Genomic DNA, 25,965 nt, shown 5'->3' on the forward strand with positions numbered 1-25,965 from the left:
AGCCTGTTTTTAAGCGTTGGTAACAAACGCTCGCGCCGTCTTGCGCTTCGGTAAGATCCTCGTCCAATAACAGGTTAACAACCACGAGGAGAGCAAAGCATGCCTTACCGCAAACCCCTGTTCCGCCTGGCCCCGCTGGCGCTCGCCGCCCACCTGCTGATGGCGGGTCCGGCCGCCGCGCAAAGCGCGCCCGGCACGCAAGGCCCGCTGGTCCCCGCGCCCAATCCGGCATTGGCCGCGCAGATCGATCAACGCGCCAAGGCCATCGAAGACAAGCTCATCGCCTGGCGCCGAGATATCCACGAACACCCCGAACTGGGCAACCAGGAAAACCGCACCGCCAAGCTGGTCGCCGATCACCTGCGCGCGCTTGGCATGGAAGTGAAAACCGGCGTTGCCGGCACTGGCGTGGTCGCCGTGCTCAAGGGCGGCAAGCCCGGGCCGGTGGTGGCGCTGCGCGCCGACATGGACGCGCTGCCCGTCAAGGAGCAAGTGGACCTGCCCTTCGCGTCCAAGGCCAAGGGCACCTACCTGGGCAAGGAAGTGGACGTGATGCATGCCTGCGGCCACGACACCCACACCGCCATCCTGATGGCCACTGCCGAAGTCCTGGCCGGCATGAAGGACCAGCTCCCCGGCAGCGTGAAGTTCATCTTCCAGCCCGCCGAGGAAAGCCCCGCCGACTTCGAGCCCGACGGCAAGAAGATCTGGGGCGCCAAGATGATGGTGCAGGAAGGCGTGCTGGAGAATCCCAAGGTAGACGCCATCTTCGGCCTGCACGTGTCCAGCGCCTATCCGGCGGGCAAGCTCAGCTGGCGCAGCGGCCCTGCCATGGCCGCCGCCGACCAGTTCTGGATCGACGTCACCGGCAAGCAGACGCACGGCGCGCGGCCCTGGTCCGGCATCGACCCCATCGTGGTCAGCTCGCAGATCATCCTGGGCCTGCAGACCATCCCCAGCCGCCAGATCAACAGCATGCTGGAGCCGGCGGTCATCACCGTGGGCGCCATCCACGGCGGCAACCGCATGAACATCGTGCCGGACAACGTGGCCATGACCGGCACCATCCGCACGTATGACGAAGGCATGAAGAAGGACATCCACCAACGCATCGCGCGCACCGCGGACATGATCGCGCAGAGCGCGGGCGCCAAGGCGGACGTGCGCGTGGTGGAGCTGTACAACGCCACCGTCAACAATCCCGCGCTGACCGAGCAGATGGGCCCGACGCTGCGGCGGGTGGCGGGCGAAGGCAACTACGGCCTGCAGCCCAAGTCCACCGCGTCGGAGGACTTCTCGTTCTATCAAGAGAAGGTGCCGGGCATGTTCTTCTACCTGGGCGTGACGCCCAAGGGCACCGACGTCGAGAAGGCTGCGCCGAACCATTCGCCGCGCTTCTACGTCGATGAGTCCGGCCTCATCAACGGCGTGCGCGCGCTGTCGAACCTGACCGTGGACTACATGGCGCAGGCGCAGAAAGGCAGCTGATCCACGCGCCCCGCGCGCGTTTGAAAAATGCCCGCCGCGCGATGCGGCGGGCATAAGCAAACGGCTACAAATTCTTTGTCAGGCCCGGCCCGGCTTTCTACAGTACGCCCCTTTGCCGCCCCCGCGGCAGTCACGTAGAAGCCACGCCATGCCGATCTCCCGTCGAACCTTCATGCTTGCCGGCGCACTGGCGCTGCCGCTGGCGCGGCCGCGCATCGCGCGCGCATCCGCCTGGCCCGAGCGTCCGATCCGGCTCATCGTCACCTTCCCGCCCGGCGGCGCGAGCGACATCGCCGCGCGCCTCATCGCGCCCACGCTGGCCGAACGGCTGGGCCAGCCCATCGTCATCGAAAACAAGCCCGGCGCGGGCTCGACCATAGGCGCGAGCCTGGTCGCGCAGGCGCCCAACGACGGCTACACGCTGCTGATGTCGAACTCGGCGCCGCTGTCCATTTCTCCCGCCCTGATGCCCCAAGGCGGATACGACGCGCTCGCCAGCTTCGACCATATCGCGTACCTGGGCGCGGTGCCCACCGTGTTCGTCGTCCATCCTTCCGTGCCGGTATCCAGCTTTGCGGAGCTGACCGCCTGGATCCGCGCGCAGGACCAGCCGGTGCAGTACGGCAGCGGCGGACTGGCGTCGGTGGGCCAGATCGTGGGCGAGCTGTATGCCCGGCAAACCGGCGCGCGCCTGCAGCACATTCCGTACAAGGGATCTGGCGCCATGCGCAACGATCTGCTGGGCGGCCAGATTCGCTTCGCGGTGGACGCGTTGCCGCAGAACCTGCCCTTCCTGCGATCCGGCCAACTGCGCCTGTTGGCGGTCACCACAAGCAAGCCGGTGCCGCAGGCGCCCGACATCCCCGCAGTGGGCGAGCTGGGGTATCCGGGCCTGATCGCCGAGAACTTCGTCGGCCTGTCCGGTCCCGCCGGCTTGCCGGCCGCGGTCTCGCAGCGCTTGAACGACGCCATTGCGCAGACGCTGGCCAGCGCGGACATCCGCGCCAGGCTGGAGGGACAGGGCTTCGTGCTGGCGCAAAAATCCCCCGCCGAGTTCACCGACTTCGTCCGCCGCCAAGCCGCAGCCTGGGGACCGGTGGTGCGCGCCACGGGAGCCAGCCTGTGAGCGCCCGCCGCACGCTTGTGCTGTTCGGCCATCCGGGCCGCGGCGGCTTCAACGAAGCGGCCGTGCGTGGCGCGGAACGCGCCGCGCAGGCGGGCCAGCCCTTGCAGCTGGAATGGATCGCCGACCACGACGCCGCCGCGCGCGCCGAGCGCCTCGCACAGCTTTGCGCCACCGCTCCCGACCTGGTCATCGTGCATGGCGGCCAGGGCGATGCGCCCGTGGCCGAGGTGGCGCCACGCTATCCGCGCACGCAGTTCGCCATCACGCAGGGGCACCACACCGCCGCCAACGTCGCGTCATACGAGATCCAGCAAGAGCACTCGGCTTTTCTTGCCGGGGTGTTGGCGGGCCTGCGCGCGGCCAACGGGCGGGCCGCCCATCTGTCCGGCGAAAAAGTGCGGCCCGGCCTGAAGGGCCGCGCCGCCTATGCCGATGGCGTGCGGCGCGTCACGGGCCAGGATCCGCTGACCGCCTTCTGCGGCAACCAGCACGACCCGGCGCTGGGCGCGGCATGGGCCCGCGCGCTGTCCGCCCGCGACGCCCGCGTACTGTTTGCCATGATGGACGGCGGCCGCGATGGCGTGACGCGCGTGTGCCGCGAAACGGGCGTGTGGCAGATCGGCAATGTGCTGGACTGGGTGGCGCGCGACCCGCAGGTCTATCTGGCATCGGCGCTGGCCGATTCGGGACTGTGCGTGCAGCGCGCCGCCGCCGACCATGCCGCGGGCGCGCTGGCGGTGAGCCGCGTGACCCGTTACGGCCTGGAGGAAGCCGCGTCGCTGCGGCTGGTGCTGGGCACGAAAGTCGGCGCGGAAGAACGCCGTATTTTGGATGAGTGGGCGGGCCGGCTCGCAGCGGGAACCCTGGACATTGCATCCGACTACGCGGGGCCGGAATTCACGCTGCCGCCCCCTGCCCGCGCCGGCTACGCGGTCGCTTCGAACGCCTGGTGATAGGAAACGTCCCCATGCGCCGCACCCGTGTAGGCCTGCGCCATGAAGTACTCAGGCGGCACGCCGGGATACGTCAGCGCGGGCGTCTGCGCAAAACCGAATCGCGTGTAGTACGCCGGATCGCCCATCACCACGCAGCCCGCCGCACCCAATGCCTTCAAGCGCGCCAGACCGTCCCGGATCAAGGCCGCGCCTATGCCCCGGCCTTGCAGTTCCGGGAGCACCGCGACCGGCCCCAGGCCGTACCAGTCCGCCGAACCGTCGCTGATCGTCACCGGAGAAAACGCGACATGGCCCGCGACACGCCCGTCCACCCGCGCCACCAGCGACAGCGTCAGCGCGCCGGCCTCGCGCAGCGCGTTGGTGATGTGGCCCTCGGTCTGCTGGCTGTGGGGATTGTCTTTGAAGGCGGCCTGCGTCAGCGTGAAGATCGCCTCGCGGTCGTCCGGTGTTTCGGGAAGGATGTGCATGCCTCGACTCCTGTAGGCTCAAGCGCAAAGTGTAGCCGGGCATAGTCGCCATTCCGCATTGACGCCTGCCGGCACGGTGGCTACAGTGGCCGGCAGCCCGGCGCCGCGTCATCGCATCGGCGCCCAGCCCCTTTCCGAACCGCCCGCGGCGCGCCGCGGCCCTACTCTGGACCCCTATGAAAAGCTACCGTGTCGGCATCGCCGGCTTCGGCGCCATCGGCCAGGCCGTGGCGCAATCCCTGGATGCCGGCGTGCCCGGCCTGACGCTCACCGCCGTCGCGGTGCGCGATCCCAAGGCTCCGCCGGCCTTTGCCTGGACTCAGGCCGCGCCCGCCTACACCACCATCGATGCGCTGCACGAACACTGTGACGTGGTCGTGGAATGCGCCCCCGCCGCGGTGTTCCGCGACATCGCCGAACCCGTGCTGCGCGCCGGCAAGAAGATGGTGGTGCTGAGCTCGGGCGCGCTGCTGCGCCATGACGACCTGATCGAACTGGCCCGCCAGCACCACGGCCAGATCCTGGTGCCCTCGGGCGCCATCCTGGGCCTGGACGCCATCACGGCCGCCGCCGAGGGCGTCATCCATTCCGTCACCATGATCACGCGCAAGCCGGTGCGCGGCCTGCTGGGCGCGCCCTACCTGACGGACAACAACATCGATATCGCGGACATCACCGAGCCACGCCTGATCTTCCGCGGCTCGCCACGGGAAGCGGCGGTGGGCTTTCCGGCCAACCTGAACGTGGCGGTCAGCGTGTCGCTGGCCGGCATCGGCCCGGACAAGACCACGCTGGAAATCTGGGCCGATCCCTCGCTGGAACGCAATCTGCACCGCGTCGAGGTCGTGTCCGACTCGGCCTCGTTTTCGATGGAAATCCAGAACATTCCGTCGGCCAATCCCAAGACCGGCCGCATCACCGCGCAAAGCGTGGTCGCCGCGCTGCGCAAGCTGACCGGTCCGCTGCGCGTGGGTACCTGAATCGCGGCGGGCGCCGCGCTAGGCCGCCGCCCGCCGCGGCCCGTCCACCGGGCGCAAGCGCTCTACCGGAGCGCCCGCCCGCGCCATCGGTCCCGCCCGCCAGTTCCCGGCGCCATCCAGGTCCAGCCTGTGCGTATGGAACACGTCCAGCGTGCTGCGATGTCCCACGCTGACCAGCATGCATGAGGGCAGCGCCTCGCGCAGCAGACTGTACAGCGCATGCTCCAACCCTTCGTCGGTAGCGGACGTGGCCTCGTCCAGGAACACGATGGCGGGCCGGTTGTAGAGCACGCGCGCGAACGCCACGCGCTGCTGTTCGCCGATGGAAAGCATGCGCGACCAATCCGCGACTTCATCCAGGCGCCCGGCCAGATGTCCAAGGTTGACCAGCCGCAGCGCGTCGGCCAGGCGCGCATCGTCCTCGGGCTGCGCCAATCCCGGATACGCGACCGCGCCGCGCAAGTCGCCCAGGGGCAGATAGGGCCGCTGCGACAGGAACAAGGCAGAGGCGCCCTGCGGCCGGCGCACCGCACCCTGCGCATAGGGCCACAGGCCCGCCAGCGCGCGCAGCAAGGTGGTCTTGCCGCTGCCCGACGGTCCCTTGATCAGCAGGGCCTGGCCCGGCCGCAAGTTCAGGTTCAGGTCGCGCAACAGCACCGTGCCGTCGGGGCGCGACACTTGGACGGATTCGATATCCAGGCCGTCCGGCAGGCTCTCCGTCCGCACCGAAGGCAACACGCGCGCAGCTTCGTTGGCGTCCAGAAAACCGTTCAACCGGTCCAGCGTCGCGCGGTACTGCGCGAAGGTGTCGTAGGAGGTGCGGAAGAACGACAAGGAATCCTGCACCTGCCCGAAGGCCTGCGAAGTCTGGATCACGTCGCCCAGCTTGATCGCGCCGCTGAAAAAGCGCGGCGCCTGCAGGATGAATGGGAACACCACGGCCACCTGGCTCACCGACAGGTTGAAGCCGTCGAACTTCAGCCCCCGGTACACGCGCGCCCACAAGTTGGCGATGTAGGCCGAGAAACGCGTCCACAAGGTGGCACGCTCCACGTTCTCACCCTGATAGAACGCCACGTTCTCGGCGTTCTCGCGCAGGCGCACCAGCGCGTAGCGGAAGTTCGCCGTCAGGCGCTCGGACAGGAAATTCAGCTTGATCAACGGACGCCCGATCTTGAACGCGAACAGCGTCGCCACGATCACATACAGGTACACCATGAACACCATGGCGCGCGGGATCTCCACGCCCGCCACCGTCAAGGCGCCGGACAGGCCCCACAGGATGGACGTGAACGCCACCAGCGAGACGACCGCGCTCAGCGCGCCGATCGCCAGCGTGCGCGACCCCGTCACGAACATGGCGATGTCCTGTTCGATGCGCTGATCGGGGTTGTCGACCGGAGAGTCGACGAAATGGCCGCGGTAGTAGGCGCCCGCGCCCAGCCAGTCGCGGGTCAGCCTGTCGTTGAGCCACACGCGCCAACGGATGTCGAAAGCCTGCCCGGCATAACTGTCGGCCAGGGTGCGCATCACGTGCACACAGGCCAGCACCGAGAAGATGCCCAAAAAGCGCCAGAAGGCGCTCTGATCCAATGCCTGCAACGCGCTGTAGAAGCCGTTGTACCAAAACGAAAACAACACCGTCATGCGCACGGCGAACATCGCCAGGAACAACAGCAGCGCCAGCGTCACCAAGGGCCGCCAGCTGCGCCTGGGATCGAGATACGGACGCGCCAACCGCCAGAACTTGCGTCCCCAGTCCGTGTAGCGCGCAAGCAAGCCCCCGACCAGCACCAGCGCGACGGCCGAAATGCCGAACGCGCGCGCCAACCAGAGCCCGCTTTCCGCCAGTTGCTGCTGCCAGTTCAGGTCCATGAGTCGATTGCCCTCCGATACGCGTTTCTGGTTAGACGAGACGCACGCATCGAGTTCCGGCGCAGGAGCCGTTTTAAGCCTGGCTTAAGCGTTCCGGCGGGGCGATCGAAAGCCGTCTGACAGCAAGACGGGCCACGGCGGCTATCATGAGCGCCTGAGCAGCAATACCGGCAGGTAAGGAACCATGGACAAGATCCGGCTAGACAAGTGGCTGTGGGCCGCGCGCTTCTACAAGACGCGCAGCCTGGCCGTGCAGGAAATCGGCAAGGGCCGGGTGTTGGTGAACGACCAGCCCGCCAAGCCCGCGCGCGAAGTCGCGCCAGGCGATCTGGTCACAGTGCGCAAGGAGGACCCGGCGCTGCATGTACGGGTGATGGCCGTCAGCGGCGTGCGCGGCCCCGCCCCCGTCGCGCGCCAGCTCTACGAGGAAACGCCCGAAAGCGTGGCGGCGCGTGAGCGCGCAGCGGAAATGCGCCGCCTGGCGCCCGAGCCCGCGCTGGGCATAGAAGCCGGACGCCCGACCAAGCGCGACCGGCGGCTGATAGACCAGATGCGGGGCAAGTAATTCCCCGGGCGCCGCCGGAACGCGTACGCATGTCCCGGCCGCCTTCCACGGCGCTCAAGCAGCCTCGTCCGCCAACACCGCCACTGTCTGCACGCTGGTGTACTCCAGCAGCCCTTCCAGCCCATTCTCCACGCCCAGGCCGGACTGCTTGCGCCCGCCGAACGGCACGTCCGGCGACATGGCGTGGATATGGTTGATCCATACCGTGCCGGTTTCCAGGCGCCGCGCGATGGACCGCGCCAGCGCCAGGTCCTTGGACCACACCGACCCGCCCAGTCCATAGTCTGTGTCATTGGCGCGTTGGACGACCTCGTCGATGTCCCGGTATTTCAGCAAGGGCAGCACCGGTCCGAACGCCTCTTCCACCACGCTGCGCGCATCGTCCGGCGGATTGTCCAGGATGGCGACCGGCACGAAATAGCCCTTGCCTTGCGGAATGTCGCCACCGGCCAGAAAGCGCACGCCGTTGCGATGCGCATCCGCGATGAGATCCTTGACCCGCTCGTACTGCGGGCGGTTCTGGATCGGCCCCAGCCCTGTCCCCGGCTGCGCGCCATCTCCCATGACCACGCCCCGTGCGTGTTCCACCAACGCCGCGGCGAACTCGTCATAGATGGATTCATGCACATACAGCCGTTTGGTGGCCAGGCAAAACTGCGAGGAATTTCGGAACGCTCCCCAGAACAGCTTGGCAGCCGTCTCGCGCACGTCCACGTCCGGCAGCACGATGGCGGCATCGTTGCCGCCCAGTTCCAGCGTGATGCGTTTGAGCCTGCCGGATGCGCTCTGCATGACGCGCCTGCCCGTCGCGGTCGAGCCGGTAAAGGCGATCTTGTCGATGCCCGGATGCTCGGTCAGCCAGGGCCCCAGCCGGTCTCCGCCGCACACCACGTTCAGCACGCCTGGCGGCAGCAGGTCGCGAAACAGTTCGCCCATCTTGAGCGAAGTCAGCGGCGTGAATGGCGACGGCTTCAACACGACGGTGTTGCCCGCCAGCAAGGCCGGGGCGATCTTCCAGATGGCCAGCGTCATCGGAAAATTCCAAGGCGCGATCGCCGCCACCACGCCGATAGGCACATGGCGAGTCTCGAACACGCGGCCGGCGCCGTCGTTCAGCCGCGTGGCGGGCAGATCGCGCGCCGCGGTCGCGCGCAGCCAGGCGACGCAACGGCCGACCTCGGCACGCGCGTCGGCGTGAGGCTTGCCCTGCTCGCGCGTGAGCAGGCGCATGAAGCCTTCGGTGTATTCCTCCAGTCTGTCAGCCATGGCAAGAAGCGCTGCCTGGCGCCGTTCCAAGGCCGTCTCGCTCCATTGCGCAAATGCGCGCGTCGCAGCCGCAACTGCTTCGTTCAACTGCGCCAGCGACGCGTCCGGCACGGTGGCAATGCGTTCCTCCGTGGCGGGATTGAGCACATCGAAGGTTTGCACCGACGTTTCCGCGCGGCCATCCACCGTCATGGTGTAACCGGAATCCAGATTCAGCTGCATGGTTCTATGCCTGTTTCGCGTTGGGTTGTTCGGGACAAAGGACCTGGCGCCCCACCACGCGCCCAGCCGCCAGATCGAGTAGCGCTGCCTGGGCGTCCTGCAGGCAGCGGCAGGAAATCGGAATGGCGCGCGGCCCGCGTTCCCGCACCAAGGTCATGAGTTCCTGCAATTCGGCCAGCGTGCCGATGTAGGACCCTTCGATGCTGATGGCACGCATGGGCACCAAGGCCGGCGACAGCGGCAATTCCCCGCCGAACAGCCCGATCAAAATCAATTGCCCGCCTTTGGCCAGCAGATCCATGCCCTGCTTCACCGTGCCCGCCGCGCCCACGCAATCGATCACCGCCCAGATCTCGCCCGCGGCGCGTCGAACCTCGTCCAGCGCGTTTGCGGCATGCGCGTCCACGGCAAGGCTGGCGCCGGCGGCCAGCGCGGCGCCCCGGCGCGCGCCATCGGGTTCCAGCACGATCACCTGCGGACACCCCAAGGCGCGCAGCAAGCTCACGCACATGAGGCCCAGGCCGCCTGCGCCGACCACTACGACCGTTTCCGCCTGCAGCACCTCCGGCGCAATCTTGCGGATGGCGCTGTAGGACGTCAGGCCCGAGCATGCGTAGGGCGCGGCCTGCTCTGGTCGCAGGTCGCCGATATCGATCAGGTAGCGGGCGTCCGGCACCAGAATATGGTCGCTATAGCCGCCCGGCCGAAAGATCCCCAGGAAGCGCGGTGCGGCGCACAGGTTTTCGCGACCGCGCCGGCAGACCTTGCAGTCGCCGCAACCGATCCATGGATACACCAGAAAGCGCTGTCCCGCGACAACCCCATTTGCATCTGGCCCGGCGGCGACCACCACGCCCGCTGTCTCATGGCCCAGAGTCAACGGCAGCGTGACGCCGCGCTGCTCCACGCGCAGGCGCTTGTCGCCGCCCAGATCGTAGTAGCCCTCCCACGTATGCACGTCGGTATGGCATACGCCCGCGGCAAGCACCCGCAGCAACACCTGCGCGCCTTGCGGTTCGGGCGCCGGGCGCTCGATGGGAACCAGCGGCTGACCAAAGTCGGTTACGTCATAGCTGATCATCGCATCGCCTGCTTGATCAATGGGCAGCCGCCGCGGTCTTCGGGCCGGAATGCGACGTCGCCCGGGATGACCGCCACCTGTTTGTACAGATCCCACTCGCCGCGGGATTCCTCCGGCTTCTTCACTTCGAACAGATACATGTCGCGCACCACCCGCCCGTCCGCGCGCAGCCGTCCGTTGCGCGTCATGAAATCGTTGATGGGCGTCTCCCGCATCTTGGCCATCACGGCGTCGGCGTCCTTGGTGCCGGCCGCCTTGACCGCGTTCAAATAATGCAGCACCGCGCCGTAGGTACCGGCCTGGGTCATGGTCGGCTTGCGCCCGACCTTGTCCTGGAAGCGTTGCGACCAGGCCCGCGTGGCGTCGTTCTGGTCCCAATAGAACGCCTCGGTCAACAGCAGCCCCTGGCCCAGGGGCAGTCCGATGGACTTCACGTCCGAGAGGAACGCCAGCAGCGCCACCAGCTTCTGCTGGCCGCCCGGCCGGCCGATACCGAAGTCCGCCGCCTGCTTGATCGCGCTGATCACGTCGTTGCCGCCCAGCGCCAGGCCGATGATGCCCGCTTTGGAAGTCTGCGCCTGCAGCAGATAGGAACTGAAGTCCGGCGTATTCAGGGGCGAACGCACAGCCCCCAGCACCTTGCCGCCGTTCTTCTCGATGACCGCGGAGGCGTCGGCCTGCAGCGCGTAGCCGAACGAGTAATCCGCGGTCATGAAATACCATTCCTTGCCGCCCTGTGCGGACACCGCCGCGCCCGTACCGTTGGCCAGCGCGTAGGTATCGTAGGTCCAATGGACGGTGTAGGGCGAACACGCCTTGGCGGTCAATTCCGAGGTCGACGCGCTCGTCACCATGACGATCTTTTTCTTTTCGCGGCCGAGTTCGCTGATGGCCAGCGCCAGCGCCGACGTGGGCAAGTCGGTGACCATGTCCACGCCATCCTGGTCGAACCAGCGCCGCGTCGCCGCGCTGGCGACGTCGACCTTGTTCTGGCCATCGGTGTACACCAGCTCGACCGGCTGGCCCAACACGCTGCCGCCGAAATCCTGCACCGCCATGCGCGCGGCCTCTACCAGGCCCTTGCCGCCGATGTCGGAATACGCCGAGCTCATGTCCGCCATTACGCCGATCTTCACTGGGCCGCCGGCTGGCTGCGCTTGTGCGCCTGCCGCAACGATAGCGGCGCCCGCCAACGCGTACACCGTTTTCACGATTGCCATCGATATGTCTCCGTTATGAGTAAACGCCATTTGCGCAGCAACTGGCCTATTGCCCCGGCCCGAGTCCTTTTGTATCGTAGGCACGCATTTTTCAGCTTCGTCCAAAGCGACGATTTTCGTGTTGCTTGCGGGTTTCCCCCGAGCCGGCGCGCAGTCGTTCCTCACCCAACAGGCAGATCATGCGCCCTCTGTTTTCGCCCGGACATGCGCTGGCCAGCGGCAAGCTCGGCATCCCCGCTGCCCACGCCGACCACATCCCGCGTGAATCGCTGTGCGCGCTGGTCTGTGCGCCCGGCAGTCCCAAGATCGTCCTCGCGCGCGGCCCCGCCGGCTATGGCAAGACCACGCTGCTAGCCCAGTGCCTGGCCCGCTTGAGCGCGCAATCCGTGCGCGGTGCGTGGCTGACGCTGGACCGCGGCGATAACGATCTGCCGCGCTTTCTGCGATGCCTGACCGCCGCGCTGGAACCCTTGGCCGCACCGCCCGGGGCGCTGGCGGACATGGAGGCCGACGACGCGCTGGCGCTCGCCCTCATCGAAGCCATCGCTACGCAAACCGCCCCCTTTGCGCTGGTGCTGGACGAGTTCGAGTCCATCGTCGCGCCAGGCGTGCTGGACTTCGTGCAGAACCTGATCAACCGCCTGCCGCCACAGGGCCGGCTGCTGATCGGGTCGCGTCACGCCACCGGCCTGGAACTGGGACGCTTGCGGGCCGACGGCCGGCTGCTGGAAATCGACGCCGCCCAGCTTTGCTTTTCGCTGGACGAGACCACCCTGTTCTTCGCCCGGCGCAACCCTGCGATCACGCGCGCCGAAATCGGCCAGCTTCATCACAAGACCGAAGGCTGGATCGCCGCGCTCTGGCTGGCCTGCGCCTCACTGGCGCGACAGGACTCCGCCTCGGCGTTCATCGAACGCTTTTCGGGCAGCGACCAGTCCGTCTCTGACTATCTGGCTCAGGATGTGCTCGCCGGACAGACGCCCGAGTTGCGGCGCTTTCTGTTGCGCACCAGCATCCTGAAGCAACTGAACGCGGCGCTATGCCAGGCTTTGCTGCCGGACCTGGACTGCGGCAGCATCCTGCGCGAACTCGAAGACGGGCAGATCCTGCTGTCGCGCTCCTCCGCGGATGCGGCTCAATACCGTTACCACGGCCTGTTCGCGAGCTATCTGCAATCCAGACTGCGGCAGCAGGATCCAGCGGACATTCCCGCGCTGCATCTGGCGGCCTCCCGCTGGTACGCCGAGCAGGGCCGTCCCGTTCCTGCCATTGATCATGCCATCGAAGGCGGCGACTTCGATCAGGCCCTCGCCTTGCTGGCGACACACGCGGAAGCGCTGCTGGCCGAGGGGCGCATGCGGCTGCTCTCCCGCTGGTTCACGCAATTGCCCGCGGCCGTCCTGGCCCGCCGCCCGGCGCTGCAGGCGGTGCAGGTGTGGGCAACCTGTTTTACGCGGGGCGCCAGCGAGGCTTCGCTGCAAATGGACGAGCTGAGGCTGGCTTGCAGCCCCGATCCCGACGTCCGCGCGCATGTGCAGGCCCTGCGGCCCTTGCTGCTCTCCATGACCGATCGCCACGAAGAGGCCTACGCGCTCGGCATGCCCGGCATCGCCGCCGCGGCAAACGCATCCACCTTCGCCGCGACTGCCTTGGCCAACGCCATGGCCAACGTCGCAGCCGTGCTTGGCCGCTACCAGGAAGCGCAACAACTGCTGGATGCCGCCCGCCGCGCGCAGAGCCTAGCCGCCAGCGCCTTCAATCAGATGTACTCCGAAGCGGTGGAGGGCATCATCGACTTGCAGGAGGGCCGCATGCGTCAGGCTGGCGCGCATTTCCGCATGGCGGTCCACTCCACCCGCAAAGGCGCGTACGGCCAGGCCAACGGCAACGCCTGGGCCGGCGTGCTGTACGCGGCCGGGGTATACGAAGCCGGCGATCTGGAGCAGGCTGCCCGGCTGTTGCGCGTCTACGTGCCGCTGGGGCGGGACACGGGACACCCGGACCATCTGATACTCGGTTATGTGATGCTGGCGCGCATCGCCTTTCTGTCGGGCGACATCGTGCAGACCTTTTATCTGCTGGGCGAACTGGAGTACCTCGGCCATCAACGCCGCCTGCCCCGGATTGCAGGCAGCGCTCGCGTGGAGCGCGCGCGCGTGCTGCTGCTGCAAGGACACCCGCAGGCCGCGCACGACGAGCTCAGGCGCGCGGAAGACGACGATCTGTGGGCTCGCATCGAAACGCTGCGCCTGCCTTCCAACGACTTGCTGTACCCGCGGCTGGGGATGCTGCGCGTGCAGTCCTACACGGGCAGGCCCGGGGATGCGTTGCGCCAGCTGGATGCGGACATTGCGCGCGCCGTATCGGCCCGCCGCGTCCGGCGCGCCTACAAGTTGGGGATATTCCGCGCCGTCGCCCTGGCGCGCGCGGGCGATGAAGCGCAAGCCCACCAGCAGCTGACAACCTTGCTGGACACGGCGCAGCGCGAGGGACTATGCCGCGTGCTGGCTGACGAAGGCAGCGCCTTCCTCTCGCTATTGCCGCGCTTTTTCTCCTCGCCAGTCGGCTGCGCATGGTTGAATGGCTGCGCGTCAGCCCAGGCCTGGTTCAACCGTTTCCAACGCCATGCCGGGATGCCCGTGGACTCCAGCCCGGCCGCGCCAGCCGCCGAGCGCGCGCCGGCCGACGCCTTGACGGCCAAGGAACTGAACGTGCTGCGCCTGGTCGCGGACGGCCATTCCAACAACGCCATCGCCCAGCGCCTGTTCGTATCCGAAAGCACCGTGCGCACCCATCTGCGCAACCTGAACGTAAAACTGTGCGCCGACAGCCGCACCCGCGCCGTGGCCCTGGCGCGCGAAGCCGGTCTGCTGTAAGGCCGGGACTGGCTGGCCTGCCGGCGATTAAGATAGGGACTTTTGCGCGTGTCCATCATGAAAAGCAGTTCTACAGGCGGCCTGGTCTATTCCACAGACGGCGGCCGCATGTGCCCCGAATGCCGCAAGCCGCTGGCGCAGTGCCTGTGCAAACAGGCACAGACGATTCCCGCCGGCGATGGCGTGGCCCGCGTGTCGCGCGAAACCAAGGGGCGCGGTGGCAAGAGCGTCACCGTGATCAAGGGCCTGGCGCTGGACGGCGCGGCGCTGAATGCGCTGGGCAAACAGCTGCGCAACGCCTGCGGCTCCGGCGGAACGGTAAAGGACGGCGTGATCGAAATCCAGGGCGACCACTGCGAGCGCGTCATGGAATCCCTGCAAAAACAAGGCATCCGCGCCAAGCGCGCGGGCGGCTGACACCGACGGAGCACCAGCAATGACCGAACCCCAAACCAGCGCCGTCGCCAGTTGGCACGCCCATGTCTATTTCGACGCCGCCAGCCGCGACGCCGCCCACGCCCTGCGCGAACGGATCGCCGCGCGCTTTGCCGGCCAGATGGAACTGGGGCGCTTCCATGAGCGCCCCGTCGGCCCGCATCCCCAGTGGAGCTACCAGATTGCCTTCACGCCCGAGCGCTTCGCGGAGATCGCCACCTGGCTGACGCTGCACCACGGGGCGCTGGATGTCTTCATGCATCCCAACACAGGCGACTCCCTGCGCGACCACCGCGACTGCGCGGTGTGGATCGGACGCAGCTACACGCTGAACCTGCAGGCGCTGGGCGCCTGAGCAGCTACAGCGCGCGGCCCACGATCAGCGAATCCAGCGCCATCATGGGATCGCTGCTCTTGCCTTCGTACGGCAGGCGGCTGAGCACGTAGCGCATCGCGTTGATACGCGCGCGCTTCTTGCAGTCGGACTTGACCACCACCCAGGGCGCATCGGCCGTGTCGGTGTGCGCGAACATCGCCTCCTTGGCCCGGGTGTAGTCGTCCCATTTGTCCAGCGAGGCCAGGTCCACCGGGCTGAGCTTCCACTGCTTGAGCGGATGCACCTTGCGCTGCAGGAAACGGCGGCGCTGCTCTTCCTGGCTGACCGAGAACCAGAACTTGATCAGGTGAATGCCGCTGCTGACCAGATGGCGCTCGAAATCCGGCACCTGGCGCAGAAAGTCCAGGTATTCGTTCTGGGTGCAGAAGCCCATTACGCGCTCCACGCCGGCGCGGTTGTACCAGGAGCGGTCGAACATGACGATCTCGCCCGCGGTGGGCAGATGCTGCACGTAGCGCTGGAAGTACCACTGGCCCTTTTCCGTATCGGAGGGCTTCTCCAATGCGACCACGCGCGCGCCGCGCGGGTTCAGGTGTTCCATCATGCGCTTGATGGTGCCGCCCTTGCCGGCGGCGTCGCGGCCTTCGAACAGGATCACGACGCGCTGGCCGGTGGCCTTGACCCAGGCCTGCAGCTTCAGCAGTTCGACCTGCAGGTTGTACTTCTGCTTTTCGTAGTTACGGCGCAGCATGCGGTGGCGATAGGGATAGATGCCTTCGCGCCAGTCCGCGGCCAGTTCATCGTCAGGATTGCGGCGCGTGCGCGGCGCTGCCGAATTGGCTTCCAGCAACGCGCGATGCACGGCCTGCGCGTCGTCCGGCGACAGTTCCTCGATGACCGAGCGCAGCGCCTCGCGCGCCTGGGCCGGTGCGCTGACGTTGTAGCGGCGGGCGATATCGGCCAGCACGGCCACCGTCTCCTGACGCGCGGCGTCCTGGCGCGCGACGACGCGCTTGCGCACATCGAGAGCCGGCTCGGCGGCGGCCGCGGCCGACACGGCGTCGCCAGCCGCGGGCGTCCTGGCCGCGCGCGGCTTGCGGCTGGTGGTCACTGGCGTGACGACGGTCTTGACTACCGTCTTGACGGCCGGCTTGGTTACCGCCCTGGTGGCAGCGCCTGCGGTCCGCTTGGCCGCGCGCTTGCGCGGCGTCTCGGCTACGGCTTGTTCGGTGGCTGGCGTTGTCTTGTCTGTCATCGATCCTGTCCTCGCTACGCTGATCGTCCTGTCCGCGCCTGTCAGGCTTGCGCCTGGGGCCGCTGTCGGGAAAAGCGCAAACGCTACTCCGAGCCCTGCCCTGCGGATTTGACTTCGATCAAACGTTGTAACATTTTTGCAGAGCGCACAGCCGCTACACTGGCCTCCCGTCACCCGCCCCTGCGCCATGTGGTCATTCATCAAACGGCTATTAGCCGGCCCGACCCCGCCCGAAGATCCCCTGCGCGAAACCCTGAGCTTCGATGAAGCCGGCTTCACGCGCAGCAGCGAACTGGCGCGCGCGCTGGGCCAGCGGGAATTCTGGCCCTGGAGCGAGATCCATGAATTCGGCTTCCGCTATACGCAGGCCGTCTTTCCCGACCCCTGGTCGGGCGACTACATGGAAGGCCTGTGGTTCCTGCGCGTGCCCAGCGACGGCGGCGGGCTGATGGCCATGGAGTTCGACGAGGCCACGCTGGACGCCGAACGGCTGCCTCCCGCCCTGCAACGGAACATGCCCGGGCTGGACATGAACGCACTGCGCGCGGGGCTGGCCGCCGCCGCGCGCGGGCCACGCAACTTCGAGGACAGTGGGGAATGGGTGGCGTGGCGGCGCGCAGCCGCTACACCCGGTCCAGGCCCTGCTTGAGATCGGCCAGGATGTCCTCGGGCGTCTCCAGGCCCACCGACAGCCGCAGCAAGCCCTCCGACAGCCCGTAGCGTTCGCGATCCTCGGCCGAGTAGCTGGCATGCGTCATGGACGCGGGATGCTGGATCAGGGTTTCGGGATCGCCCAGGCTGACCGCGATGCGCGCGAGCTTCAGGTTGTTGAGCAGCGCGCGCCCCGCCGCCAGTCCGCCCTTGAGTTCGAACGCGACCAGGCCGCCGCCGGCCGATTGCTGGCGACGCGCGATCTCCGCGCCCGCCGTATCCGCCAAGCCGGGATAGAACACGTCGGCCACCGCGGAATGCTCGCGCAACAGCCTGGCCACCTTCAAGGCGGATTCGCTGTGGCGCGCCACGCGCAGCTCCAGCGTCTTGATGCCGCGCAGCACCAGGAAGGCGGTAAACGGCGACAAGGTGGCGCCCGTGAAGTAGCGCAGCCCTTGCAGCCGGATGGCGTCGATGTGTTCCTTGCGCCCCAGCACGGCGCCGGCCAGCAGGTCGCCGTGGCCGCCCAGGTACTTGGTGGCCGAATGCAGCACAATGTCGGCGCCATGCTCCAGCGGACGCTGCAGCACCGGCGTCGCGAAGGTGTTGTCGACGATGGTCAGCAGCCCCTTGCCGCGGGCAATGGCGGACACCGCCGCGATATCCACCAGGCGCAGGTTGGGATTGGCCGGCGTCTCGAAATAGACCGCGCGTGTCTTGGGACCGATGGCCGCGGCTACGGTCTCGGGGCGGGTGAAGTCGGCGAATACCGCGCGCACGCCAAAGCGCGCCAGTCCCTGCGTGAACAGGGTGAAGGCGGTGCCGTACACGATCTGGTCCACGACGATTTCATCGCCGCTTTGCAATAGCGAGAACAGGGTCGCCGAAATCGCCGCCATGCCGGACGCGGTCACCACGCCGGCTTCGGCGCCTTCCAGCGAAGCCAGGCGCTCTTCCAGCAGCGCCTGCGTCGGATTGCGGGTGCGGCCGTAGACGTAACCCTGCTTTTCGCCCAGGCGGATCTGGTCGAAGGATTCGATGCTGTCCTGGGTGTATGTGGAAGTCAGGTAGAGGGGCGGAGCCAAGGCGCCCTGCTCGTCCAGCGGGTCATAGCCCAGGTGGATCGCGCGCGTGGCAAAACCGTGTTGCGGGGACTCGGACATTTCAGCGTTCCTGTATGTTCGGGTAAGGCCGGGGCGCACAGCCCCGGCGCGGAATCAGCGTTTGTGGTCGGCGCGGCGCGACAGCCATTCACCGGTGAATTGCACGATGGAAACCAGCGCGATCAGGATCACGATCACCTCGAACATCACGCGCGTCTCATAGCGTTCGTAGCCATAGCGGATCGCCAGATCGCCCAGGCCGCCGGCGCCTACGGCGCCTGCCATGGCCGAGGCGTTGATCATTGCGATGACGCTGACGGTCATGCCGCCGATGATGCCCGGCAAGGCTTCCGGCAATAGCACGTGGCGCACGATGTGCCAGCGACGGCACCCCATGGCCCTGGCGGCCTCCACCAACCCGTGGTCCACGTCGTTCAGGCTGACCTGGGCGATGCGCGCGAAGAACGGCACCAGATTGGCCGACAGCGGCACGATGGCGGCCCACGTGCCCAGCGTGGTACCCACCAGGAAGCGCGTGAACGGCAGCATCGCCACCAGCAGGATGATGAAGGGGATGGCGCGGAAGGTATTGACCGTCACCGACAGGACCTTGTTGAAGCGCGGCCTGGGATAGAGATTGCCCGGCGCGGTGACGGTCAGCACCACAGCCAGCGTCAGGCCCAAAACGATGGCGATGACGGCAGAGACGCTCACCATCGCCAGGGTCTGCAGGAATGCCTGCAGGTATTTATCAAGCATCGGCAGCGACATAACCCAGCACCTTGATCTGATCGGCCACCAGCGCGGCGCGCGCGGCCTCTTCCTGTAATGCGTCCGCAGGCACGGACACCAGCAGGCTGCCCTGCGCATGGCCGCGCAAGCGGTCCAGTCCGCCATGCAGCAACGTCGCACCGGCGCCGAGCGCGGCCAACGCCTGCAGGGACACGCCATCCGGACGCCCCTGCCCCGTAAAGCGCAGCCGCAGCACCGCTACGCCCGCGCGGCCCTGCAGGTCGGGCACCAGCCTGCCGGCAAGATCGGCGGGCAAGTCGTGCTGCAAGGGCCGCAGCAAGGCCCGCGTGGCATCGGCCTGGGGATTGCCGAACACGCGCCAGACCTCGCCTTCCTCGACCTTGCGGCCGCCGTCCAGCACCAGCACCCTGTGGCAGACCTCGCGGATCACCGCCATGTCGTGCGTGATCAGCACCACCGTCAGGCCCAGCTTGCGGTTGATGTCCAGCAACAAGGCCAGGATCGACTGCGTGGTTTCCGGGTCCAGCGCCGACGTGGCTTCGTCGCACAGCAGGATCTCCGGTTCATGCACCAGCGCGCGGGCGATGCCCACCCGCTGCTTCTGGCCGCCGGACAGCTTGGCCGGATAGACATCGGCCTTGTCGCGCAGCCCCACCAGTTCCAGCAGTTCCTCCACCCGAGCCCGCGCCGCGGCGGGCCTGACGCCCGCCACGCGCAAAGGCAAGGCCACGTTCTCGGCCACGGTCTTGGCCGACAGCAGGTTGAAGTGCTGGAAGATCATGCCGATGCGACGGCGCAGCCCCACCAGCGCGTTCTCGTCCAGGCCGCCCACATCCACGCCGTCCACCCGCACCCGGCCGGCGCTGGGCCGCTCCAGCATGTTGATGGAACGCAGCAGCGTGGACTTGCCTGCGCCGCTGCGTCCGATGATGCCGAAGACCTCGCCGCGGGCGATGGAAAACGACACATCGGACAGCGCGGCCACCGGCCCCTGCGCGCCCTCGTAGTGCTTCTGCAGCCCTTCGAACACGATGTGCGCACCAACGGCCTGCGGTCGCGGTGCGGCGTCGGCCAGCTCGGCCATGGAGAATTCGTGTTGCATCATTGCCCGATTCCGATCTCAGAAAACCGGAATCACCGAGCCTTCGTACTTGCTCAGGATGAACTGGCGCACTTCCTCGGAGTGATAGGCCTTGACCAGTTCAGGCACCCAGGGCGCGTTCTTGTCCTGTTCGCGAACCGCGATGATGTTCACGTAGGGGTTGTTTTCCTTCTTCTCCACCGCGATGCCGTCGCGCGTGGCGATCAGCCCGGCCTGATAGGCGAAGCTGTTGACGATGGCCGCGGTGTCCACGTCCGGCAGCGAGCGCGCCAGCACCACGGAGGCGCTTTCCACGAAATTGAGCTTCTTGGGGTTGGAGGTCACGTCCGCCAAGGTCGCCGTGCCGGTGGCCGGATCGAAACCGTCCTTCAACGTGATCAGGCCCTGGTCGCGCAGGATGACCAGCGCGCGCGTCTGGTTGCTGGGGTCGTTGGGAATGCCGACGCGGGCGCCTTCGGGCAGCTCATTGAGCGACTTGTACTTCCTGGAGTAGAACGCGATGGGCGAGATCAGCGTGTTGGCCACGGATACGAGCTTGTAGCCGCGCTGCTTGATCTGGTCGTTCAGGAAGGGGATGTGCTGGAAAGCGTTGGCGTTCAGGTCGCCGTTGTTGAGCGCCTCGTTCGGACTGGCGGTGCCTGTGATCACCACGGGCTCCACGGCCAGGCCGTTCTTCTTGGCGACCTGGGCCACCACCTCCCAGATCTGCTCGTCGACGCCACCGCGCACGCCCACCTTCAGGGGTTTGGGATCGGCCGAGAATGCCGGGCCATGGAACATTGCCGCCGAAGCCAGCACCGCGCCCAGCAGGCGCTTGAAGAAACGGGAAGTCATGTTGGAATCGCCTCTCAGGCTATGCGGTTATGAGAGAAACGATTCTAGGGAGGGGGACGGACCCCGCGAACGAATAGTTCGTTGAGTCCTTATTACAGGGGCGTTTGGTTATGGCGGCTGGGCATATGGTCCCGGCACATGCGCCGCCGCGCAGATCAGAAGGGTTTGACGACCACCAGCGTCACGATGGCCGCGGAAGCGATGACGGTGAAAGGCGCGTACAGATCCACCAGCGGCGGACGCTTGGCGCTGCCATTGGCCATGCGCCGCAATGCCGCGCTCTGGATGCCGAGCAGCGCCGACAGCGCCAGCGCGAAGCCAACCTTGACCCAGATCCAGGTCATCGCGAACCAGCCGAAAGTCATGGCCAGGTGCAGGCCGACCAGCCAGGTCAGCACCATGGCCGGCGTGGTCACGTAGAGCGTCCAACGGCGCAACGCGCCCAGCATCTTGCGTTCTTTGGGCGCTTCTTCGCTGTCCTGCGGCTGCGAGGACAGCAGGAACAAGGACACGAACAGCGATCCGCCCAGCCAGGCGACCACGGCCGCCACGTGGAGCATTTTCAGGAGTTGATAGGTCATGATGCCCGCGATTATCGCCGGATGCGGACCGCGCCGCGAGTCGGCGCGGCGCATCCGTTTGCGCTACGGCAAGCGGTGCCCGGCAAGGCTGCCTTACTTGGCCGCCTCGGGGCTGGCCGGGGCGGCCGCGCCGGATGCAGGGGCCGACGCCGGAGCGGGAGCGGTCGAAGCGGGCGCGGCGGATGTCGGCGCGGCGCTTGCCGGCGCGGCGCTTGCCGGAGCGGCGGACGCGGGCCCACCAGGTGCAGGCGCTTTTGGAGATTCGCTACCGCCGTTGGCCGCGGCCGGATTCAGGGTATCGGCTGGCTTGTCCGGAGATTCCGCGGGCTCGGCCGGCGCGGCCTTGGGCTGCGCCTTGGCACGGCTCGCGGGCGGATGAGGCGCGGCGGCCGCCTGCGCGTCCGGCAGGAAACGCTGCAGCAACTGGAAGAAACCTTCGTAGAACTTGGGTCGCGCAACCGTCTGGCTGCCCGTCTTCACCAGCGAATCGTCGCTGGAGCCGAACGGCATGGACACCTGCCCCAGCACGCTCACCCCCACACTGGCCGAGCTGTTGGTTCGCTTGATCGAATAGCGGTCCTGCACCGCGTTGGCGAACACCGTGGCGCGCTCGTTCGCGCTGCCGTCGGAGGCGCATTCGATGTTGAAGGCGATCTGCGTATGCTGGCCGTTCTCGTCCTGGAAATTCTTGTGCCCCGTGACCCGCGAACCCTCGAACTTGTCGATGTTGTAGCCCTGGCTCAGCAAGGCGCGGCGGCCCGCGTCGCAGGCGGCGACGTTACTTGCTTCGACGGTGCGCGAGTAGGTGTTGTTCTGGGTGAAGTCTTCTTTTTCGAACTCTGGCTTGGGGGATGAGCATCCCGCCAGGACGCCCACCAGGGCAACGGACAGGGCCAGCGACGAACTGCGGGAAAAACGGGGCATGAATTGGAGGAACAGTAATGCGTCAAGCGTCCGTTATAGCGCATCCCCGGCACCATTTCTTTTACGAGGAATGTGCAGTTCAACGGAGAGGTAACAGAGTTCAAAAAAGGGCCGCATCGCGACCCGGGCAGCCACGTTCAGGGCGACACGCGCGCCGGCGCAAGCGGCGGCGCCTCCTGCGCCTCCAGGTTCAGGCTACGCCGGTAGTGCTTGCAGCCAGCGGCGAGCAGGCCGATGCACAACACCGCGGCCACGCCAATCAGGACCGAGATGGATTGCCCGACTGCCGCCGGGTTCTTGAACAACCGATCAGTCAGCATGGCCACGGCGGTGGTGCCCAGGCCCAGCCCGATCAGGTTCGAGATCAGCAGGAATAGCGCCGACACCTGGGCGCGCAGCTGATTGGGGGGCAGGATCTGCATCGCAGCCGTCGAGGTCGGCATGGGGAACGAGGCAAAGAACATGGCCGGCAGCAGCAAGCCCACCGACCACCACAGGGAATCGACCTGGGTGAAGATCACCGCCGGCAAGGCCATGCCGGCCGCGCCGATCACGCCGGCGCGCAGCGGCGCATCGCTGTAGCCGCGCTTGGCCAGCCAGTCCATCAGCCAGCCGCCGCAGAACACCCCGGCGGTGTTGGCGACGAGCACCACCACGCCCAGCATGTAGCCGGCTTCCGAAGGCGACATGCCGAACTTGCGCATGTAGAACGCGGGCGTCCAGCCCAGCAGCGCGAACAGCACCATCGCATAGAACGAGAAGCCCAGGTAGTGGCAGAAAAAGGTGCTGCGGTGGCGGCCCAGGAAGCGGAAAGTATCTTTCATGGCGGGCTTCTGCACCTGCCCCGAGGCATTGCGCCGCAAGCCCAGCCGCTGCGGATCTCGCACCGTCAGCAGGATCAGCAGCGCGATCAGCAGGCCTGGCAATCCCACAATGAAGAAGGTCACCTGCCAGGGCCGCATCGCGCCTATCCAGGGCAAGGCAACGGTATCCACGCTCTTGAGCAGGTTGATGACGTAGCCGCCGATCAGGAATGCCATGCCGCCGCCGATGAACGAGCCGATCGAATATATCCCGACTGCGCGCCCCAGCTTTTCACGCGGAAACATGTCGCTGAGCATGGAGTACGTGGCAGGCGACAGCGCCGCCTCGCCCACGCCCACGCCGATCCGCGCAAGAAACATCTGCGCGAAATTGCGCGACAGGCCACAGGCCGCCGTGGCCAGGCTCCAGAATGCGACGCCGATCGCGATGATCTTGGGCCGCGAATAGCGATCCGCCAGCAAGGCGATCGGTATGCCCATGAAGGCGTAGAACAAGGAAAACGCCAGGCCGTGCAGCAAGCTGAATTGCGTGTCGGACAGCTGCAGGTCGTGCTTGATGGGCTCGATCATCAGCGCCAGGATCTGCCTGTCGACGAAGGAAAATATGTACGCTAGCATGCATATCACCACGACGTACCACTCGTAGGCGTAGCTAGGTTTTGATCCGTGCCGCGGGCTGCCGTCAGTCATGGTTTGTTTCCCTTGTATGGTGGTGAGATCTGCCCATGCCCAAGGACCGGGTCGCGTCTCACTTGCTTGCAGGCCCATCTTTTGTAGGTCTTTGCGCAGCCAGCCTCTATACGCCTGACGCAATGACTGTTCCCGCTGCGCAGGAAAGCATGTTCAACGACACCAATCCGCTGGACCGCCATTGCTTGCTGGACTCGGGCAACATCGCCGAGATCAAGGACCAGGTCAGCCAGCACCTCTGGTCGCACCGCATGTGCGTCCCCCCGGGAAAACCCCTGCAATCCCGCCTGTACGGCGTCTTCTTCGGCAATGCGGCCTTGTTCGATCTGCACTATGGCGCGGAAGTCGAGATCGACGCCGGCGATATCGCCAGCTACTACCTGATCCGAATCACGCTGCAAGGCTCCGGGCTGATCACGCTGGGCAAGCGCAGCGCGTCGATGAGCGCGGGCAGCCTTACCATTTCCTCGCCGTCCGAGCGCAGCGTGATCCGCATCGGCCGCGACTGCCGCAACCTGATCCTGCGCATCGAGCGCGAGGCGCTGGAGCGCCAGCTGCAGCGGCTGCTTGAACGCCCTATCAAGCAGGCGCTGGTGTTCGACCTGCAAATGGATGCCGACGCTTCCGGACCGGTGGCGGTGCGCGAAACGCTGGACTATCTGTGCCGGCTGTACCGCCATCCCGCCATTGAAGGCGTCACGCAAACGCTGGCCGCCGGCTTTTCAGACTACCTGCTGACGCTGCTGCTGACCCAGCTGCCGCACAACTACTCCGAGGCCTTGCAGGCAGACCGCCGCCAGCCGTTGCCGCTGCACGTGCGGCGCGCGCGCGATTACATAGAAAGCCATCTGGACCAGCCGCTATCGCTGATGGACCTGGCGGCCTACTGCGGCGTCTCCGTGCGCACGCTGCAAAACGGCTTTTCGCAGTTCCTGAAGCAGAGTCCCAGCGACTACGTGCGCAACCAGCGGCTGGCCCAGGTGCACGCGGCGCTTGCGCAAGCCGGCGAAGGCGATAGCGTCACCGACATCCTGCTGCGGCACGGCATTTCCAGCTTCGGGCATTTCGCCACCCACTACCGCAAGCGCTACGGCTGCCTGCCGTCGGACACCCTGCGCCAAAGCAGGCATTAGGCGTCGCACGGCAGCGCCGGATTCGCTTGCCGGATCGGAACGCCGCTTGCGCGTTCGGCGCAGCCCCGCCTGCACGCCGCCGCTAGGATCAAGGCTCCATCTGACGGAGCTTGACCATGAGAATCAGCGTCATAGGCGGCGGCCACGGCTGCTACGCGGCAGCGGCCGAGCTGTTTGAAAAAGGCCATCACGTGCATTGGTGGCGCAGGGACTGGTCGGCCTTCCAGGGCTTGCGGGATGCGGGCGCGCTGACGGTCACCGACTATCGCGGCAGCCGCCAGGTTCCGCTGGGCGACGGACCGCGGCAGTTGCAGCTGGTGCGCGACCTGGCCACAGCCGTGGAGCATGCGGAGCTGCTGGTCATTCCCCTGCCTTCCACCACCCACGAAGCGCTGGCGCGGGAATTGGCGCCGCTGCTGCGCGACGGCCAGGTCGTGTTCCTGCCGCCTGGCACCTTCGGCTGCTACGTCTTCGCCCGCGCCATGAAAGACGCGGGAAACGTCGCGGATACGGCCTTCGCCGAAACCGGCACCCTGCCCTATCTGGCCCGCAAGCATGGCGAAAAGGTCGTGATCAGCGGCTACGCCACCCGTCTGCCCACCGGCGTCTTTCCGCGGCGGCTGTCGAAGCAGGCGCTGGCCGTGGTCCAGCGCGCCTACCCCAGCATCGAACCGATAGAGGACGGACTTTCGGGCGCACTGATGAACGCCGGCCCCATCATCCATCCGCCGCTCATCATGATGAATGCAGGGCCGCTGGAACACTTCGACAAATGGGACATCCACAACGAAGGCACCCAGGCCTCCATACGGCGCGTGACCGACGCGCTGGACGCGGAGCGCATCGCCATCCGTGTGGCCCTGGGCTATGCCGCGCCCCACTTCCCGTTGGCCGACCACTATGCCGCCGAAGGCGATGAATGGATGTACGGCCGCGGCGCCCATGGCAAGCTCACCGACAGCGGCGACTGGCGCGAGGACATAGACCTGCACACGCACCGCTACATGCTCGAAGACACGCGGCTCGGCCTGTCATTCCTGGTGTCCGCCGGCCGCTGGGCGGGCGTGCCGACGCCGGTCGCGCAAGGCCTGCTGAGCCTGGCCAGCGCGGTCACCGGCCGCGACCTCTACGCGGAAGGACGCACATTCGAACGCCTGGGCCTGGACCGCCTGTCGCACGCGGACATGCGCCAGCTTCTGGCCGAAGGCTGCTGACACGGAG

24 protein-coding genes are annotated in these 25,965 nt (G+C 66.9%); 11 read left to right on the forward strand and 13 right to left on the reverse strand.

What is annotated here, in order from left to right; genetic code table 11:
- Positions 1–99: 99 nt before the first annotated feature.
- The 3 genes from DXK93_RS09615 (at position 100) to DXK93_RS09625 (ending at position 3,567) form a co-directional block, all read left to right on the forward strand.
- On the forward strand, positions 100–1,488 hold the full coding sequence (locus DXK93_RS09615; protein ID WP_088156934.1) for an amidohydrolase: 1,389 nt from the start codon (positions 100–102) through the stop codon (positions 1,486–1,488).
- Positions 1,489–1,636: 148 nt separating this feature from the next.
- Complete coding sequence (locus DXK93_RS09620) at positions 1,637–2,614, forward strand: tripartite tricarboxylate transporter substrate binding protein (protein WP_054452673.1); 978 nt, start codon at positions 1,637–1,639, stop codon at positions 2,612–2,614.
- Positions 2,611–3,567 carry a BMP family ABC transporter substrate-binding protein gene (locus DXK93_RS09625; protein ID WP_054452675.1) on the forward strand — a complete coding sequence of 319 codons (957 nt, stop codon included), beginning with the start codon at positions 2,611–2,613 and terminating at the stop codon, positions 3,565–3,567. The genes DXK93_RS09620 and DXK93_RS09625 overlap by 4 nt, the downstream gene beginning before the upstream one ends.
- Here DXK93_RS09625 and DXK93_RS09630 read toward each other — a convergent pair.
- Positions 3,540–4,037: a GNAT family N-acetyltransferase gene (locus DXK93_RS09630; RefSeq protein WP_054452677.1), complete on the reverse strand. Its 498-nt coding sequence runs from the start codon at positions 4,035–4,037 to the stop codon at positions 3,540–3,542. The genes DXK93_RS09625 and DXK93_RS09630 overlap by 28 nt on opposite strands.
- Before the next feature lie 176 nt (positions 4,038–4,213).
- Between DXK93_RS09630 and DXK93_RS09635 the strand changes: the two genes are divergently transcribed.
- On the forward strand, positions 4,214–5,017 hold the full coding sequence (locus tag DXK93_RS09635) for an aspartate dehydrogenase (RefSeq protein ID WP_119449943.1): 804 nt from the start codon (positions 4,214–4,216) through the stop codon (positions 5,015–5,017).
- Between the two features lie 18 nt (positions 5,018–5,035).
- On the opposite strand, the gene DXK93_RS09640 is transcribed toward DXK93_RS09635, so the two are convergent.
- Positions 5,036–6,892, reverse strand: coding sequence for an ABC transporter ATP-binding protein/permease (locus DXK93_RS09640; RefSeq protein WP_119449944.1), 1,857 nt, complete (start codon positions 6,890–6,892; stop codon positions 5,036–5,038).
- 184 nt (positions 6,893–7,076) lie between these two features.
- Between DXK93_RS09640 and DXK93_RS09645 the strand changes: the two genes are divergently transcribed.
- Entirely contained in the window at positions 7,077–7,457 is a 381-nt protein-coding gene (locus DXK93_RS09645; RefSeq protein WP_054452689.1) for an RNA-binding S4 domain-containing protein, read from the forward strand.
- A gap of 54 nt (positions 7,458–7,511) precedes the next feature.
- Here DXK93_RS09645 and DXK93_RS09650 read toward each other — a convergent pair whose 3' ends face one another.
- From DXK93_RS09650 to DXK93_RS09660, 3 genes are read right to left on the reverse strand one after another with little or no spacing between them, the layout of a single operon-like run.
- A complete protein-coding gene (locus DXK93_RS09650; protein WP_181953319.1) occupies positions 7,512–8,945 on the reverse strand; it encodes an aldehyde dehydrogenase family protein in 1,434 nt (477 codons plus the stop codon).
- 4 nt (positions 8,946–8,949) lie between these two features.
- The gene (locus DXK93_RS09655; protein WP_054452692.1) at positions 8,950–10,026 is read right to left on the reverse strand and encodes an alcohol dehydrogenase catalytic domain-containing protein; all 1,077 of its coding nucleotides are present in this window, start codon (positions 10,024–10,026) and stop codon (positions 8,950–8,952) included.
- The gene (locus tag DXK93_RS09660) at positions 10,023–11,246 is read right to left on the reverse strand and encodes an ABC transporter substrate-binding protein (protein ID WP_054452695.1); all 1,224 of its coding nucleotides are present in this window, start codon (positions 11,244–11,246) and stop codon (positions 10,023–10,025) included. The genes DXK93_RS09655 and DXK93_RS09660 overlap by 4 nt, the downstream gene beginning before the upstream one ends.
- A gap of 179 nt (positions 11,247–11,425) precedes the next feature.
- Between DXK93_RS09660 and DXK93_RS09665 the strand changes: the two genes are divergently transcribed.
- Genes DXK93_RS09665 through DXK93_RS09675 form a run of 3 tightly spaced genes read left to right on the forward strand, consistent with a single transcriptional unit; the run spans position 11,426 to position 14,912 of the window.
- The gene (locus DXK93_RS09665; RefSeq protein ID WP_054452697.1) at positions 11,426–14,122 is read left to right on the forward strand and encodes a LuxR C-terminal-related transcriptional regulator; all 2,697 of its coding nucleotides are present in this window, start codon (positions 11,426–11,428) and stop codon (positions 14,120–14,122) included.
- 57 nt (positions 14,123–14,179) lie between these two features.
- Complete coding sequence (locus DXK93_RS09670) at positions 14,180–14,539, forward strand: translation initiation factor Sui1 (RefSeq protein WP_054453658.1); 360 nt, start codon at positions 14,180–14,182, stop codon at positions 14,537–14,539.
- Between the two features lie 19 nt (positions 14,540–14,558).
- The gene (locus tag DXK93_RS09675) at positions 14,559–14,912 is read left to right on the forward strand and encodes a DOPA 4,5-dioxygenase family protein (RefSeq protein WP_119449945.1); all 354 of its coding nucleotides are present in this window, start codon (positions 14,559–14,561) and stop codon (positions 14,910–14,912) included.
- Between the two features lie 4 nt (positions 14,913–14,916).
- On the opposite strand, the gene ppk2 is transcribed toward DXK93_RS09675, so the two are convergent.
- Positions 14,917–16,149 (reverse strand): polyphosphate kinase 2, encoded by a 1,233-nt coding sequence (gene ppk2 / locus DXK93_RS09680; RefSeq protein ID WP_119449946.1) that lies wholly within the window; start codon positions 16,147–16,149, stop codon positions 14,917–14,919.
- Between the two features lie 187 nt (positions 16,150–16,336).
- Between ppk2 and DXK93_RS09685 the strand changes: the two genes are divergently transcribed.
- The gene (locus DXK93_RS09685; RefSeq protein ID WP_175163106.1) at positions 16,337–16,798 is read left to right on the forward strand and encodes a hypothetical protein; all 462 of its coding nucleotides are present in this window, start codon (positions 16,337–16,339) and stop codon (positions 16,796–16,798) included.
- On the opposite strand, the gene DXK93_RS09690 is transcribed toward DXK93_RS09685, so the two are convergent.
- The 7 genes from DXK93_RS09690 to DXK93_RS09720 all read right to left on the reverse strand — a co-directional run bounded on the left by DXK93_RS09690 (position 16,773) and on the right by DXK93_RS09720 (position 23,611).
- The gene (locus tag DXK93_RS09690) at positions 16,773–17,963 is read right to left on the reverse strand and encodes a PLP-dependent aspartate aminotransferase family protein (RefSeq protein ID WP_119449947.1); all 1,191 of its coding nucleotides are present in this window, start codon (positions 17,961–17,963) and stop codon (positions 16,773–16,775) included. The two genes, DXK93_RS09685 and DXK93_RS09690, sit on opposite strands and share 26 nt — an antisense overlap.
- A 54-nt stretch (positions 17,964–18,017) precedes the next feature.
- Positions 18,018–18,674 carry a methionine ABC transporter permease gene (locus DXK93_RS09695; protein WP_054452712.1) on the reverse strand — a complete coding sequence of 219 codons (657 nt, stop codon included), beginning with the start codon at positions 18,672–18,674 and terminating at the stop codon, positions 18,018–18,020.
- A complete protein-coding gene (locus tag DXK93_RS09700) occupies positions 18,655–19,761 on the reverse strand; it encodes a methionine ABC transporter ATP-binding protein (RefSeq protein WP_119449948.1) in 1,107 nt (368 codons plus the stop codon). The genes DXK93_RS09695 and DXK93_RS09700 overlap by 20 nt, the downstream gene beginning before the upstream one ends.
- Before the next feature lie 15 nt (positions 19,762–19,776).
- Positions 19,777–20,592, reverse strand: coding sequence for a MetQ/NlpA family ABC transporter substrate-binding protein (locus DXK93_RS09705; RefSeq protein ID WP_054452716.1), 816 nt, complete (start codon positions 20,590–20,592; stop codon positions 19,777–19,779).
- A gap of 155 nt (positions 20,593–20,747) precedes the next feature.
- Complete coding sequence (locus DXK93_RS09710; RefSeq protein ID WP_054453660.1) at positions 20,748–21,173, reverse strand: CopD family protein; 426 nt, start codon at positions 21,171–21,173, stop codon at positions 20,748–20,750.
- Between the two features lie 93 nt (positions 21,174–21,266).
- Positions 21,267–22,097: a DUF2242 domain-containing protein gene (locus DXK93_RS09715; protein ID WP_119449949.1), complete on the reverse strand. Its 831-nt coding sequence runs from the start codon at positions 22,095–22,097 to the stop codon at positions 21,267–21,269.
- A 137-nt stretch (positions 22,098–22,234) separates the two neighbouring features.
- Positions 22,235–23,611, reverse strand: coding sequence for an MFS transporter (locus tag DXK93_RS09720; RefSeq protein WP_082400869.1), 1,377 nt, complete (start codon positions 23,609–23,611; stop codon positions 22,235–22,237).
- 122 nt (positions 23,612–23,733) lie between these two features.
- Here DXK93_RS09720 and DXK93_RS09725 point away from each other — a divergent pair, with 122 nt between their 5' ends.
- Together DXK93_RS09725 and DXK93_RS09730 are read left to right on the forward strand one after the other, a co-directional pair.
- Positions 23,734–24,744: an AraC family transcriptional regulator gene (locus DXK93_RS09725; protein ID WP_225590295.1), complete on the forward strand. Its 1,011-nt coding sequence runs from the start codon at positions 23,734–23,736 to the stop codon at positions 24,742–24,744.
- Positions 24,745–24,860: 116 nt separating this feature from the next.
- Entirely contained in the window at positions 24,861–25,958 is a 1,098-nt protein-coding gene (locus tag DXK93_RS09730) for an NAD/NADP-dependent octopine/nopaline dehydrogenase family protein (protein WP_119449951.1), read from the forward strand.
- Positions 25,959–25,965 lie beyond the last annotated feature (7 nt).

This window comes from Achromobacter sp. K91, from assembly GCF_003576205.1.
Taxonomy (GTDB): Bacteria; Pseudomonadota; Gammaproteobacteria; order Burkholderiales; family Burkholderiaceae_B; genus Achromobacter; species Achromobacter aegrifaciens.

Bases quoted from the DNA above. Each gene is read 5' to 3' on its own strand.
- DXK93_RS09615 (WP_088156934.1), top strand. From the start codon at position 100: ATGCCTTACCGCAAACCCCTGTTCCGCCTGGCCCCGCTGGCGCTCGCC.
- DXK93_RS09620 (WP_054452673.1), top strand. From the start codon at position 1,637: ATGCCGATCTCCCGTCGAACCTTCATGCTTGCCGGCGCACTGGCGCTG.
- DXK93_RS09630 (WP_054452677.1), bottom strand. From the start codon at position 4,037: ATGCACATCCTTCCCGAAACACCGGACGACCGCGAGGCGATCTTCACG.
- DXK93_RS09635 (WP_119449943.1), top strand. From the start codon at position 4,214: ATGAAAAGCTACCGTGTCGGCATCGCCGGCTTCGGCGCCATCGGCCAG.
- DXK93_RS09640 (WP_119449944.1), bottom strand. From the start codon at position 6,892: ATGGACCTGAACTGGCAGCAGCAACTGGCGGAAAGCGGGCTCTGGTTG.
- DXK93_RS09645 (WP_054452689.1), top strand. From the start codon at position 7,077: ATGGACAAGATCCGGCTAGACAAGTGGCTGTGGGCCGCGCGCTTCTAC.
- DXK93_RS09650 (WP_181953319.1), bottom strand. From the start codon at position 8,945: ATGCAGCTGAATCTGGATTCCGGTTACACCATGACGGTGGATGGCCGC.
- DXK93_RS09655 (WP_054452692.1), bottom strand. From the start codon at position 10,026: ATGATCAGCTATGACGTAACCGACTTTGGTCAGCCGCTGGTTCCCATC.
- DXK93_RS09660 (WP_054452695.1), bottom strand. From the start codon at position 11,246: ATGGCAATCGTGAAAACGGTGTACGCGTTGGCGGGCGCCGCTATCGTT.
- DXK93_RS09665 (WP_054452697.1), top strand. From the start codon at position 11,426: ATGCGCCCTCTGTTTTCGCCCGGACATGCGCTGGCCAGCGGCAAGCTC.
- DXK93_RS09670 (WP_054453658.1), top strand. From the start codon at position 14,180: ATGAAAAGCAGTTCTACAGGCGGCCTGGTCTATTCCACAGACGGCGGC.
- DXK93_RS09675 (WP_119449945.1), top strand. From the start codon at position 14,559: ATGACCGAACCCCAAACCAGCGCCGTCGCCAGTTGGCACGCCCATGTC.
- ppk2 (WP_119449946.1), bottom strand. From the start codon at position 16,149: ATGACAGACAAGACAACGCCAGCCACCGAACAAGCCGTAGCCGAGACG.
- DXK93_RS09685 (WP_175163106.1), top strand. From the start codon at position 16,337: ATGTGGTCATTCATCAAACGGCTATTAGCCGGCCCGACCCCGCCCGAA.
- DXK93_RS09690 (WP_119449947.1), bottom strand. From the start codon at position 17,963: ATGTCCGAGTCCCCGCAACACGGTTTTGCCACGCGCGCGATCCACCTG.
- DXK93_RS09695 (WP_054452712.1), bottom strand. From the start codon at position 18,674: ATGTCGCTGCCGATGCTTGATAAATACCTGCAGGCATTCCTGCAGACC.
- DXK93_RS09700 (WP_119449948.1), bottom strand. From the start codon at position 19,761: ATGATGCAACACGAATTCTCCATGGCCGAGCTGGCCGACGCCGCACCG.
- DXK93_RS09705 (WP_054452716.1), bottom strand. From the start codon at position 20,592: ATGACTTCCCGTTTCTTCAAGCGCCTGCTGGGCGCGGTGCTGGCTTCG.
- DXK93_RS09710 (WP_054453660.1), bottom strand. From the start codon at position 21,173: ATGACCTATCAACTCCTGAAAATGCTCCACGTGGCGGCCGTGGTCGCC.
- DXK93_RS09715 (WP_119449949.1), bottom strand. From the start codon at position 22,097: ATGCCCCGTTTTTCCCGCAGTTCGTCGCTGGCCCTGTCCGTTGCCCTG.
- DXK93_RS09720 (WP_082400869.1), bottom strand. From the start codon at position 23,611: ATGACTGACGGCAGCCCGCGGCACGGATCAAAACCTAGCTACGCCTAC.
- DXK93_RS09725 (WP_225590295.1), top strand. From the start codon at position 23,734: ATGACTGTTCCCGCTGCGCAGGAAAGCATGTTCAACGACACCAATCCG.
- DXK93_RS09730 (WP_119449951.1), top strand. From the start codon at position 24,861: ATGAGAATCAGCGTCATAGGCGGCGGCCACGGCTGCTACGCGGCAGCG.